At 66.7% G+C, this 12180-nt stretch carries 10 protein-coding genes; 4 read left to right on the top strand and 6 right to left on the bottom strand.

Annotation, left to right across the window (positions count from 1 at the left end):
• Positions 1 to 77 precede the first annotated feature (77 nt).
• The 6 genes from mutL to rseP form a co-directional block, all read right to left on the bottom strand.
• A complete protein-coding gene (mutL, locus tag JSV08_04415) occupies positions 78 to 1877 on the bottom strand; it encodes a DNA mismatch repair endonuclease MutL (protein UCF81663.1) in 1800 nt (599 codons plus the stop codon).
• Positions 1878 to 2052: 175 nt separating this feature from the next.
• Positions 2053 to 2745: a thiamine phosphate synthase gene (thiE, locus tag JSV08_04410; GenBank protein ID UCF81662.1), complete on the bottom strand. Its 693-nt coding sequence runs from the start codon at positions 2743 to 2745 to the stop codon at positions 2053 to 2055.
• Positions 2746 to 2751: 6 nt separating this feature from the next.
• On the bottom strand, positions 2752 to 3837 hold the full coding sequence (gene holA, locus JSV08_04405; GenBank protein ID UCF81661.1) for a DNA polymerase III subunit delta: 1086 nt from the start codon (positions 3835 to 3837) through the stop codon (positions 2752 to 2754).
• A 2-nt stretch (positions 3838 to 3839) separates the two neighbouring features.
• Positions 3840 to 4367 (bottom strand): LptE family protein, encoded by a 528-nt coding sequence (locus JSV08_04400; GenBank protein UCF81660.1) that lies wholly within the window; start codon positions 4365 to 4367, stop codon positions 3840 to 3842.
• The gene (locus tag JSV08_04395; protein UCF81659.1) at positions 4364 to 5104 is read right to left on the bottom strand and encodes a hypothetical protein; all 741 of its coding nucleotides are present in this window, start codon (positions 5102 to 5104) and stop codon (positions 4364 to 4366) included. The genes JSV08_04400 and JSV08_04395 overlap by 4 nt, the downstream gene beginning before the upstream one ends.
• 3 nt (positions 5105 to 5107) lie before the next feature.
• Entirely contained in the window at positions 5108 to 6442 is a 1335-nt protein-coding gene (gene rseP, locus JSV08_04390) for an RIP metalloprotease RseP (protein UCF81658.1), read from the bottom strand.
• A gap of 170 nt (positions 6443 to 6612) precedes the next feature.
• Here rseP and mtnA point away from each other — a divergent pair, with 170 nt between their 5' ends.
• From mtnA to mnmE, 4 genes are read left to right on the top strand one after another with little or no spacing between them, the layout of a single operon-like run.
• The gene (mtnA, locus tag JSV08_04385; protein ID UCF81657.1) at positions 6613 to 7731 is read left to right on the top strand and encodes an S-methyl-5-thioribose-1-phosphate isomerase; all 1119 of its coding nucleotides are present in this window, start codon (positions 6613 to 6615) and stop codon (positions 7729 to 7731) included.
• A 15-nt stretch (positions 7732 to 7746) separates the two neighbouring features.
• A complete protein-coding gene (gene lsrF / locus JSV08_04380; GenBank protein ID UCF81656.1) occupies positions 7747 to 8649 on the top strand; it encodes a 3-hydroxy-5-phosphonooxypentane-2,4-dione thiolase in 903 nt (300 codons plus the stop codon).
• Positions 8650 to 8663: 14 nt separating this feature from the next.
• A complete protein-coding gene (locus tag JSV08_04375) occupies positions 8664 to 10769 on the top strand; it encodes a bifunctional aldolase/short-chain dehydrogenase (GenBank protein ID UCF81655.1) in 2106 nt (701 codons plus the stop codon).
• Positions 10770 to 10779: 10 nt separating this feature from the next.
• Positions 10780 to 12150 (top strand): tRNA uridine-5-carboxymethylaminomethyl(34) synthesis GTPase MnmE, encoded by a 1371-nt coding sequence (mnmE, locus tag JSV08_04370; protein ID UCF81654.1) that lies wholly within the window; start codon positions 10780 to 10782, stop codon positions 12148 to 12150.
• The last annotated feature ends 30 nt before the right edge of the window (positions 12151 to 12180 follow it).

The raw sequence follows: 12180 nt of genomic DNA, 5'->3' as shown, positions 1-12180 counted from the left end.
GCCGAGGGGGCGGCCAAGCGGGGTCGGGGCGTCACCGAATACGATTTCGGAAGAGTAGCCCTACCGCGCCTTCCTGTTCAGCGGCGTCCGAAGCCGCGCTCGATTTCCGCGAGCGGGTACCGGAGCAGCGTGGGGCGGCCGTGGGGGCAGGTGGCGGGGTTCTTGGTCTGATAGAGCCCGGCCAGGATCTCGCGCATCTTCGGCATGGAAAGCGTCATGTTCTTGGTCACGGCGGCGCGGCAGGCCATGGTGGCGATAAGGCGGTCGGTGTTCGGCTCCTTTCCGCCCTCTGAAGCGGAGCTGCTGCGGAGGGCGGGGTCGTCGGCGAGCGCGAAGACGACGTCGCGCACCAGGGCGTCGGCGTTGGCCTCGCCGAGAAGCGAGGGGACGGCGCGGATGCGGACCGTCGCCGCCCCGAAGGCCTCGGCCTCGAAGCCGAGCGCGGCGAGCGTCGCGAGCGCGCTGTCTTCGAGGGAAGCGGCCTGTTCAGCGGAGAGCTCGAGCACCAGCGGGAAAAGAAGCGCCTGACGCTCCATGCGCCGCGCCTCGAAGGAGGCGTGCAGGCTTTCGTAGAGCACGCGCTCGTGCGCCGCGTGCTGGTCGAAGAGGAGAAGTCCCTCGTCGTCCTGCGCCACGATGTAGGTGCCCGCGTACTGCGCGAGCGGCTCTGGAAATTCCGTCCCGCCGACGAGGCGGGGCGGCGCTTCCGCCAAGAATTTTTCGGGCGCGGCGGCCAGCTCGACCGGGTCCTGGGGGCGGGAGGTCATGGAATCGGGCGCGGCGCGCTCGCGGATGGAGGAGCTCGCGGGCCGCTGCACCGGGCTCGCCGTGGAGGCGGTGCGATCCGGCGCCTGTACCGGCGCGTGCGTCGGGCTCTTTCTGGAAAACACGGCCCGCGGGCCGAGCGCTTCGCCTACGGCGAGCTCGATCAGGCGGAAGACGGCGCTTGAGTCGCGGAAGCGCACCTCGGCCTTCGTCGGGTGGACGTTTACGTCCACGGCCTCGGTCGGGGCTTCGAGGAAGAGGACCGCGCCCGGGTAGCTTCGCGCGGGGAGATTGGGGTAGGCGCGGAGAAGGGCGCCCGTGAGCAGCCGGTCCTGGACGGGGCGGCGGTTGACGAAGAAGTGGAGCGTGTCGCGGTTCGGCAGCGGCGACTGGGGCGGGGTGGCGAACCCTTCGACCGCGAGGAGTCCCTCCCGCGCCTTGAGGGGCACGAGGCCGGCGGCGAGGTCGCGCCCGAGCACCTGCACCATGCGCTCCTTGAGCGTTTCGACGGGAGGGCAGTCGAGCATGGTTTTGCGCTCGCTCCGGAGCGTCACGTGCACCCCGGGGTGCGCGAGGGCGAGGCGCGAGACCGCGGCCGCGATGCGGCGCGCCTCGGTCTGGGGCGTGCGAAGGAATTTCTTGCGGGCGGGGGTGTTGAAGAAGAGGTCGCGCACCTCGACCTCGGTGCCCGGCCGCGCCGCCGCCGGGCGGACGGCCGGCGCGGTGCCTCCTTCGAGGACGGCCTCGACGCCCTCGCTCTCTCCCCGGGGCGTCGAGAGGAGCCGCACGCGCGCGACCGAGGCTATGGAGGGAAGCGCCTCGCCGCGGAAGCCGAGCGAGCGGATCTTTTGCAAATCCTCCGGCGAGGAAATCTTGCTAGTCGCGTGGCGCTCGAAGGCGAGCGCGGCGTCCTCGCTTCCTATGCCGCAGCCGTCGTCGCGAACCGAGACGAGCCGCGCGCCGCCCCCCTCGATGCGCACGTCGATGCGCCGCGCCCCGGCGTCGAGGGCGTTTTCGATAAGCTCCTTGACGACCGAGGCCGGCCGCTCCACGACCTCGCCCGCGGCAATCTGCCGCACGAGCGCCTCGGGAAGTTTTTGGATGCGCGGCAACGGCTGCTTGTCCGGTATAAAAACGTTATCCCGAAAGAAGCGTCGGTGTAATCGCGTCCCGGAAACCGATGAGGCCCGGGAACATCAGGCCCGAGTATAGCGCGTACGGAGAGATTGCGTCAAACGCCCGTCCGCGCCTTTTCGGGTTTGATGAGGTTCCCCTGCGGGCGAGTCCCTACGAGGGGGCGGCCGCTCCGTCTTCGAAAAGTTTTTGCGCCTTCCGGAATTTCTCGACGTTGCGGCTCAGCGAGCCGCGCATCAGGGCTGAGATCACCGCGGCGCTGTCCGCCCCCGCTTCCCAGATCTCGGAAACGTTTCGAGGCGTTATGCCGCTGATGGCCACGAGGGGCAAGTCGATGCGCCGCTTGATGTGGCGAATCACGTCCGGCCCCAGGAGGCGCCGGCTGCTCGGCTTGGTTTTAGTCTCGAAGATGGGGCCGATGGCTATGTAATCCATCCCGCCGCTCCGCACGGCCTGCAGGGCTTCCTTGAGCGAGTGAGTCGAATACCCGATGATGGATTTTTTCCCCAGGATTCTTCGCGCCTCCTTCGGTGGGATGTCGCTGTCGCCCAGGTGAACGCCGTCGGCGCCCACCGCGAGCGCGACGTCCACGCGGTCGTTTATCAAAAGCGTGACGCCGAGCCGCCGCGCCGCGGACGCCGCGCCCAGGGCCTGCTCGTAGAAGCCGCGCCCCGCGAGCGCGTGGTCGCGCATCTGGACGAGCGGGAATCCCTCGCGCGCGAGCGCCCGCACGAGTGCGGCGTGGCTTCGGGCGCGCGCCAGCTTGAGGTCGGTGATGGGATAGAGACGCGGCAGCCTGAGCCGCCGCCCCATGGACCGGGCCTTGCGGGAAAAGCTGCGGCACATCGTCGCTCAGGCTCTCGGGCCTGTCCCGGGGGGCGTGCCCGGGGCTTGCCCCGGCGCCGCCCGTGCGAGCAGGGAGAGCGCGAACTTTTCCAGGGCGACGCGGTTGGGCAGGGCGCTCGTCTTGAGCGCGCGGTCGGTTTGAAAACATGCCTCGAGCGCCCGGTTCAGCTCGGAAGAGGAGAAAGTCTTCACCTGCCGCAGGAATTTGTCCCCGTAGAATCGGACGCCCAGGTCCTGCAAGATCGCGCGCTCGTCATGCCCCTGGTCAAGAAGCACGCGTCCCTTGAGAAGCTTCCGCACGTGGCTCGCCATGAGGACGACGAGGCCGACTGGGCTCTCACCCCGCTCGAGCAGCCGCTTGAGGACGCGCAGCGCGGCGTCGCCGTCGCGCGCGCCCAGGGCGTCCGTGAGGTCGTACCATGCGAAGTCCCGCGACGCGACGGCGACCCGTCGGAGCGTTTCGGCGGCAAGCGTCTTTTCCTCCGGGGCGTAGAGCAGCGCTTTCTCGACCTCCTCCACCAAAAGCGCCGTCTTCGTGCCGACCGTGTCGAGGAGCATGTCGAGCGCTCCGGGGGCGAAGCGCGCGCCGCGCTTGCGGGCGTAGCTCTCGAGCCACGTGCGGAGCGCCGGCTCGCGCAGCGGCTCGCACTTGACCCACGCCACGGGGCCGGCGGCCTTCCGGGCGTGTTTTTTGCAAACAAGCGCGAACTTGAGGCGCTCGTCGGGCGCCTTCCACTCCAGGACCAGCAGCGAGGAAGGAGAGGGAGAGGCGAGGTACGCTTCGACCGGTTCGGCGTCGGAGCGGGCCAGCCTCTTGTCCATGTCCATCACGAGCATCTGGGCGGGAGTCCACATCGGAGCCGCCCGCGCCTCCGCGCAGAGCGCTGCCAAATTCTTGATCTCGCTTCGGTCGAGGAAGCGCACATCCGCGTCGCCGTGCGCTTCGCGCAGGCGCTCGGCGAGCGTCCGGCGCACCTGGCGCCGAAAGTAGTCGTCTTCGCCCGCGAGCACGTAGACGGAGGCGAACGCTTCCTTTGCCGCGCGCGCACCACGGGCTCCTCCCAGGAAATCCAGGCATGAAAGCGTCGGCATGCTCAGAAACCCTGCGTGATGGTGGCGACGAGGGTCTCGGCGAAGTTCGCGGCGATATCCTCGATGGCGTCAATCTCCTGGTTGTAGTAGTCGGTGATGCTTTCCGGGGACTCGTACTCGCTCCGGAAAGTGAAGCTCTGGCTTTCCCACAGCGCATTGTGCGTTTTGTTGTCCAGCAGCGAGGCCCGCATCTGGATCGTTACCTGATAGCGGTTGGCCTGGGTCTGGTCGTTGAAGCCGACGGGAATGACCGTGAAACCGATAATGGTGCCTTCAAGCACCGCGTCGGCCTCGCTCCAGGAATTTTCGATCTCTAGCTTGGCCCGGACGGTGAACTCGCGCTGGACGTGCTCCGTGAGGCGCTGCTCGAGCTCGAAGCGCGGGGTCTCGTTCTCGAAGTAGGGAATGTGAACCGTTTTCACATGCGGGGGAAGAAGCGAGCCCGTGCCGGCAAGCCGGTAGCCGCAGCCGGGGGCGAGAAGGAGCGCCAGGGCCGCAAGCGCGGCCGCGGGGGAGCGCAGGCGCCTCATCGCCCGGCCCTACGCTTGATGTAAAGCTTGCGCGCCCGGTCGCGCAGGGGGCGGGGCACCTGGAAATTCGAGGCGAGCTCCCGCAGCTCTTTCTGGGGCATCGATGCGAGAAGCCGAAGTGCCGTGGGTTGCGGCGTGCGGGGGTGGCGGATGAGCCCGTAGCACACGGCCGGGCGGGGTCGCCACTTGGGGGAACGGGCGACGGCGTCGAGCACCTGGCCCGAAAGGTTCGGGTAGTGCAGGATGAAGAGCACGTCTTCCTCGACCAGCGCGGGGTTGCGCAGGAGCGCCTTCAGCACATCGACCGAGTCCATCCTTCGTACGGCCTTGACGATGCCGCGCTGGGGAATTTTGGCGAGGGCGATTTTTTCGCCGAGCGACATGTCGCCGAACTTTTCCTCCAGGAGATTCTCTGCGGCGTGGCGCACCGCCGGCTCCACGCGAAGGTTCGACATCACGCCCACCAGCTCCCGCCAGTAGAGATGGTAGACGTACTTTTGCGCCACCATCTTCGGCGTGGCCGGGTTGTTGACGACGCCGACCTGCACCTTGTGGAGCGAAATCCACGGGTGGTGGTCGACGATGGAGGTGACAATTTCTTCTGTCAGGTCCTGGCGGCGCAGCAGGCGCACCACGTCGTCGGGCGAAAGGTCGTGCCGCTGCACCCAGGCGTGGACTTCTCCGCACGGTGCGGAGGCGATGTCAGGGGCGGCTTCGTTCCTCGCGGCTTCCGGCATTCCTTAAAAATCTAGATTTTTGAGAATGTCCAGGATCACGATGACGCCCATGAGGCTTATCAAGAACACAAAGCCCACCTGCGTGAGGCGCTCCTTGAGCGCGAGGCTGAGGTCGCGCCGCCTGAGGCCCTCGATGAGCAGGAAGAAAAGGTGGCCGCCGTCGAGCAGGGGAATGGGCAGGAGATTGATAATCCCGAGGTTGAGGCTCAGGAAGGCGAGGAAATAGATATAGTGCGCGGACGACGCGCGGGCGGCGGCGCCGGAGAATTTCGCAATGTCCACGGGGCCCGACATGGTGCGGAGCGACAGGCGGCCCGTCACGAGTTTTCGGACGGCCTCAAAGAAAAAAACCGTCGTCTCGCCCATCCACCGCCCGCCCGCCGCAAGCGCGGCGGGAAAAGCGTAGCGCCGAAGCGTCGTGGGCGGGTTTTCGAGGACAACGCCGAGGTAGCCCTTCCCCTCGCGTTCGGAGAGCGCCACGTCCACCTCGAAGCGCTTCCCCTGCCGCTCGATGGTAAGGGCGACCGGCTCGCCCGGTGCGTGCGCCGAGATGAGTTCTTTTCCGCGCTCGTAGTGGAACACGGGGGTTCCGTCCACGGCGGAAAGAAGGTCGCCCGGTTGAAGGCCCGCGTCTTGGGCGGCGTATCCTTCCTGCGTTTCGAGAACGCGGAAGGGAAGAGCCGGCTCCAGGCCGACCTCGCCGATGCGGTAGCGGTCGGTCTCGTCGATGTGGATCGTCTCTTCGTATCGCGCCCCCTCCCGCTCCCACACAATGGGAAATGCCCGCCCCGGATTGAGCAGTATCTTTTTCTTGAGCGCATCCCAGTCGGCGACGGCTTCGCCGTCCAGGGAAAGAACGAGGTCGCCTTCCTGGAGGCCGGCCTCAAGCGCCGGAGAGTATTCGTGGAGGTAGCCGACGACCGGCGGCTCTTGAAGGTAGGCGGGCTCCTCGACGCCGAGCGTGTAGACGACCACGATTAAGACGTAGGCGAGGAGGAGGTTGGTGCCGGGGCCGGCCAAGTAAATCTTCGCGCGCTCCCATCGCGTGCGCGAGCCGAACTCGCGCGGCGAGCCGCGAAGCTCCTCATCCGGCTCCTCGCCGAGAAGCTTCACGTAGCCGCCGAGGGGAATGAGGCTTACGCGGTAATCGGTCTCGCCGATGCGCTTTCCAAAAAGGCGCGGACCGAATCCGAAAGAGAACGTCTCGACGCCCACGCCCGTGCGCCTCGCCACGAGGAAGTGGCCCGCCTCGTGGAGAAAGATCAAGACGCCGAGCGCCACCGCGGCCCAGAAGATGTTCCAGAGGATGTTTATTACTTGGGGGTTGAGCATTACCATGTATTTTCCCGCATCCTCTCCCCGCATGCAACCGCGTCTGGACCCGCGGCCGGGGCAGGATTTTTTCAGGAATCTCCCTTTATGATAAAATAACACTCACTGCTCTTTTTAACAATGTTATCCCATGGACCGCAACTGCCGGGAAATTTCCTCTGAGGAGCGCCCGTTTTATGCCGAACCGTGACGACCGTCGCCGCACGATCTGGGTGAAGGAAGGGGATTCGCGCGTCGTCCAGGTCATCGACCAGCGAAAGCTTCCGCACGCCTACGAGGTCCTGGACCTGACGACGGCGGACCAGGCGGCGGCCGCCATCAAGGAAATGGCCGTCCGGGGCGCGGGGCTCATCGGGGTCACGGCGGGCTACGGCATGTACCTGGCCGCGCTGGAGGCCCCACGCGACGGCTCGTTCGACGAGTACTTCCTCCAGGCCGGAGAGCGGCTCAAGGCGACCCGGCCGACCGCCGTCAACCTTGCGCGGGCCGTGGAGCGCCAGATCGAGGCCGTCCGAGCCGCCCGCTCCGCCGAGGAGAAGGTGAGCGCGACCTTCGAGACGGCCCAGGAAATTGTGCGGGAGGACGTGGACTGCTGCCGCCGGATCGGCGAGCATGGATTGGAAATCGTCGAGAAGATGAGCCGCGAGAAGAAAGGCGAGCCCGTTAACATATTGACGCACTGCAACGCGGGCTGGCTGGCCTTCGTGGACCGCGGCACGGCCACGGCCCCGGTCTACGCCGCCGTGGAAAAAGGAATCAAGGTTCACGTGTGGGTGGAGGAGACGAGGCCCCGCAACCAGGGCGCCGGCTTGACCGCCTGGGAGTTGAAAGAATTCGGCGTGCCCCACGACATCATCGTGGACAACGCCGGCGGCCACGTCATGCAGCTTGGCCTGGTGGACCTGGTCATCACCGGCACCGACCGCACCACCGTCACGGGCGACGTCTGCAACAAGATCGGAACCTACAAGACGGCGCTGGCCGCCCGCGACAACGGCGTTCCGTTTTACGTCGCGCTCCCTTCCTCGAGCATCGACTGGCGGGCGAGGAACGGAATCAAGGAAATTCCCATCGAGGAGCGCGACCCGGACGAGGTCACCCACGTCGAGGGGACTCTCGACGGAAAGATAGTAAAAATTCGCACGGCGCCGGAGGGCAGTCCGGCGAGGAATTACGCCTTCGACGTGACTCCGGCGAGACTGGTCACGGGCCTGATTACGGAAAGAGGCGTCTGCCCGGCGAGCGAGGACGGCATCTTGAGCCTGTTCCCCGAGCACCGGCAACGCCCTAATTGAAAGGAGAAAATTAGTATGGCCGACGTGGACGCGAGAAAGGAAGCCAAGAACTTTTACACGGACGTTCCAATGAAGAGCGAGCCCTTCTTCCTTCGGGGGTCCAATTCCCTCGACTGGGGGATGAAGAACCGGCTCTCCCGGATCTTCCGCCCGGATACCGGAAGGACCGTTATGCTGGCCGTCGACCACGGCTATTTCCAGGGCCCCACGACGGGCCTTGAGCGCGTCGACGTCACGATCGTCCCACTGCTTCGCTACGCCGACACGCTCATGCTGACCCGCGGCATCCTGCGCTCCGTGATCCCCCCGACGTTCACCAAGGGGATCGTCCTGAGGGCGAGCGGCGGCCCGAGCATCCTGAAGGAGCTCTCGAACGAGCGGCTCGCCCTGGACATCGAGGACGCCGTCCGGCTCAACGCCGCCGCGCTCGCGGTCCAGGTGTTCGTCGGGGGCGAGTACGAGACCCAGTCGATTCGCAACATGACGCGCCTCGTGGACATGGGGAACCGCAACGGGATTCCCGTTCTGGCGGTCACGGCCGTCGGCAAGGACATGACGCGGGACGCGAAGTACCTGCGCCTGGCGTGCCGGATGTGCGCCGAGCTGGGGGCCTCCTACGTCAAGACGTACTACGTGTACGAGGGGTTCGAGACCGTCGCGGCGTCCTGTCCCGTTCCCATCGTCGTCGCGGGCGGAAAGAAGGTGCCGGAGCTCGACGCCCTGAAGTTCGCCTCCGCCGCGGTGCAGGAAGGGGCGCTGGGTGTGGACATGGGCCGGAACATTTTCCAGTCCGAGGCCCCCGCCGCCATGATCCAGGCGGTGCGGAAGGTCGTCCACAAAGGGGAAAAACCCGACAAGGCACACGATTTCTACCTTACCGTGAAGCGGAAGACGGCGGGGAAGAAGAAGGGGCGGTAAACCCGAAGGGACAGATGGAAAACAAGTGGTCGGAACGCGAGGCGTCCGAATTCACCGAGCGCTACGGCGCCCGGTGGGGGACGGACCTCGCGCTGAGAACTTACTCCAGCCGCCTGCTCGGCGGTGAGGAAGGCCTCGTGCTCCACGGCGGGGGAAACACCTCGGTCAAAAGCACGCACACCGACCTCCTGGGCGAGAGCGTTCCCGCCGTCTTCGTCAAGGCTTCCGGTTGCGACATGTCGCGGGCCGAGCCCGAGGATCATCCGGGAATGGCTCTCGAGCCGCTTCGGAAGCTGCGCGCCCTGCCGGAGCTGTCGGACGACGCCATGCTCGGCGAGCTCCGCTCCCGCCTTCTCCATTTCCAGTCCCCCACGCCGTCCATCGAGGCGCTGGTGCATGCCTTCCTGCCTCCCAAGTACATCGACCACGCCCACCCCGACGCGATTCTTGCTCTGACGAATCAGTCCGGCGGCGAGAAAATTCTCCGGGACGCGCTGGGGAAAGAGGTGATCGTGCTGGGCTACGTCCGGGCCGGCTTCGAGCTCGCCAAAAAGGCCGCGGCCGCCTTCGAGAAAAACCCGAAGGCCGCGGGCATGGTCTGGATGCACCACGGCATCGTGACCTGGGGGGAGACGGCGCGGGAGTCTTACGACAAGATGATTTCCCTTGTGACTCGGGCCGAGAAATATCTTGCGAAGCACGCCGCGCCTTCTTTCAAGACTTCTACGTCCCTCGAAGCGGCGCAGGAGCGGCTGGGCGAGACGGCCCCCGTCCTTCGGGGACTTCTGGCCCGGCCGTTGAAGAATCCCGACAGGCCCTACCGCCGCGTTATCCTCCGGCCGCTCCTCGACCGCGAGGTTCTGAGCCTCGTGGACTCGGAGCGCGGCAAGGAGATCGTGCTCTCTCCGCCGCTCACGCCCGACCACCTGATTTTCACGAAGGCCTTTCCCCTTTGGATCGACGCGCCCGCCTACGGCGATCCCGGGGCGCTTAAGAAACAACTCTCCGAGGCGGTCGCCGGCTACGCGAAAGAATACGACGCGTACGTTGCCCGGAACGCCAAGCGGACGAAGAAGGAAATTTCTCGCTCCGATTCCATGCCCCGCGTGGTACTGCTTCCGGGACTCGGGGCGCTGTGCGCGGGCGGGGATTCTTCCGAAGCCGCCATCGCTTCGGACATCACGGCCCGCACCCTCGCGGCCAAAAGCCGCATCGCGGCGATGGGTTCTTACCGGGGACTGCCGGAAGAGCATCTTTTCGACATGGAGTACAACCTGTTCCAGCGCGCGAAGCTCGCTTCCCGGGAGAAAGAGCTTCCCCTTAGCGGCCACGTCGCACTCGTCACCGGTGCGGCTGGGGCCATCGGCTCCGGCATATGCCGCGGGCTTCTCAAGGAGGGGTGCCACGTGGCCGCAACTGACTTGCCCGGCTCCGCCCTCGACGGCCTGGTGGACGAGCTGAGGGCGGGGTTCGCAGACCGCGTTATCGGCGTTCCCCTCGACGTGACGGACCCGGCCTCGGTTTCCCGGGGCGTGGAGGCCGTCGTCCGGACGTGGGGCGGCGTGGACATCGCCGTGGTGAACGCCGGGGCAGCCGCGGTGGCTTCCCTCGCGGAGATGGACGTGGAAAAGTTTCGCAAGCTGGAGCGGGTTAACGTGGAAGGAGCACTTCTAGTGCTCCGCGAGGTGGCGCGCCATTTCGAGCTTCAGGGTACCGGCGGGGACGTTATTTTGGTTTCCACGAAGAACGTGTTTGCGCCCGGCGCGAAATTCGGGGCCTACAGCGCGACCAAGGCCGCCGCCCACCAGCTGGGCCGCATCGCGAGCCTCGAGCTGGCTCCCATAGGGGTGCGCGTGAACATGGTGGCCCCGGACGCGGTCTTCGCGGACGGCGACCGCAAGTCCGGCCTGTGGCAGGAGGTGGGGCCCGACCGCATGCGCGCGAGAGGCCTCGACGAAAAGGACCTTGAGGAGCACTACCGCAACCGCAATCTTCTCAAGGCGCGAATCACGGCCGACCACGTTGCGAACGCCGTGCTGTTCTTTGCGACGCGGCAGACCCCTACGACCGGCGCCACGCTTCCCGTGGACGGCGGGCTTCCCGACGCCACGCCCCGCTGAGCCTCGATTCATGCAGACCGGCGACACCATTGCGGCGCTCTCGACGCCCCGCGGCGTGGGCGCGCTGGCCGTCCTGCGGGTGAGCGGCGCGGAGGCGCGCTCCCTAGTCGAGCGGCTCATGGCTCCGGGCGGGACGGCCGATTTCCCCGTTCAGAGACCTTTCCTCGCCGAGCTTCGGTGGAAGGGAAAATCTCTCGACCGGGCGCTGGTCACGTACTTCCGGGCACCGCGCTCGTTCACGGGCGAGGACGTCGTGGAAATCTCGTGCCACGGAAGCCCTTACGTTGCGGAGCGGATTCTCGAGGCCCTCTACGAGGCCGGCGGCCGCCCCGCCGAGCCGGGGGAATTCTCTTTTCGCGCGTTCCTCCACGGCAAGCTGGACCTCGCGCAGGCGGAGGCTCTGAACGATTTGATCCGCGCCCGCACCGAGTTTGCCGCGCAGGCGGCGCGCGCGCAGATGGAGGGAAAACTTTCCGGAGAGATCGGCGCGGTGCGGAACCTTCTTGTCAGCGTTTTCGGGCGCCTGAGCGCCGCCGTGGACTTCGTGGAGGAGGACGTGGACTTCGGCTCGGTGGAGGAGGAGATGGAAGAGCTCGCCGGGCGCCTCGCGCGCCTTCACGCGAGCTACGAGCGGGGCCGCCTTCTGCGCGAGGGGGCCTGCGTCGCGCTGGTGGGCGCTCCGAACGTCGGAAAGTCCACGCTTTTCAACCGCCTCGTGGGGCGCGACCGCGCCATCGTCACGGACGTGCCGGGAACGACGCGCGACGCGGTGAGCGAGACGGTGGACGTGGGCGGACTCGCCGTGACGTTTTTCGACACGGCCGGCATGCGAAAGGCGCGCGGCCGCGTGGAGCGGGAGGGCGTCCGCCGGAGCGAGCAGGCCGTTCGGGAGACCGACCTGCTCCTGGTCCTCCTCGATTCCTCGCGCGGGCTCACGGCGCGGGACACGGCTGTTTTGGAAGAGACCCGAAACCGCTCCCATGTAACCGTCTGGAACAAGTGCGACTTGAAGCCCGCCTCCCCGTCCAAGTCGAAAAAAGGCGCCGCGTTCGAGGAGTTCCGGCTCGCGGACGCGCCGCGGATATCCGCGAAAACCGGCGAGGGCCTCGATGCCCTCGAACGGCTGCTCGAGGAGAAACTTGTGGGAGAGCCGCCGCGCGGCGACGAGCTCCTGCTGACCAACGCCCGCCACCGCGATCTTGTGGGGCGGGCCCGGGAGGCCGTCGAGCGGGCGGGCGCCTCGCTCAAAGCCCGCATGTCCGAAGAGCTCGTCGCCTCCGACGTGCGCCTCGCCATCCAGTCGCTGGGAGAGCTCACGGGCGTCATCACGACCGAGGACGTGCTCGACTACGTGTTCGGAAACTTCTGCATCGGGAAGTAAGAGGGAGCGCCCGCCGGAAGGAGGGGGCAG

The sequence above is a fragment of the Acidobacteriota bacterium genome (assembly GCA_020349885.1).
Lineage (GTDB): Bacteria > Acidobacteriota.
Note: the sequence above shows the minus strand (reverse complement) of the source record. Positions and strands in the feature narration are given on the sequence as shown.

Bases quoted from the DNA above. Each gene is read 5' to 3' on its own strand.
- JSV08_04395 (UCF81659.1), bottom strand. From the start codon at position 5,104: ATGCCGGAAGCCGCGAGGAACGAAGCCGCCCCTGACATCGCCTCCGCA.
- holA (UCF81661.1), bottom strand. From the start codon at position 3,837: ATGCCGACGCTTTCATGCCTGGATTTCCTGGGAGGAGCCCGTGGTGCG.
- lsrF (UCF81656.1), top strand. From the start codon at position 7,747: ATGGCCGACGTGGACGCGAGAAAGGAAGCCAAGAACTTTTACACGGAC.
- rseP (UCF81658.1), bottom strand. From the start codon at position 6,442: ATGGTAATGCTCAACCCCCAAGTAATAAACATCCTCTGGAACATCTTC.
- thiE (UCF81662.1), bottom strand. From the start codon at position 2,745: ATGTGCCGCAGCTTTTCCCGCAAGGCCCGGTCCATGGGGCGGCGGCTC.
- JSV08_04375 (UCF81655.1), top strand. From the start codon at position 8,664: ATGGAAAACAAGTGGTCGGAACGCGAGGCGTCCGAATTCACCGAGCGC.
- mtnA (UCF81657.1), top strand. From the start codon at position 6,613: ATGCCGAACCGTGACGACCGTCGCCGCACGATCTGGGTGAAGGAAGGG.
- JSV08_04400 (UCF81660.1), bottom strand. From the start codon at position 4,367: ATGAGGCGCCTGCGCTCCCCCGCGGCCGCGCTTGCGGCCCTGGCGCTC.
- mnmE (UCF81654.1), top strand. From the start codon at position 10,780: ATGCAGACCGGCGACACCATTGCGGCGCTCTCGACGCCCCGCGGCGTG.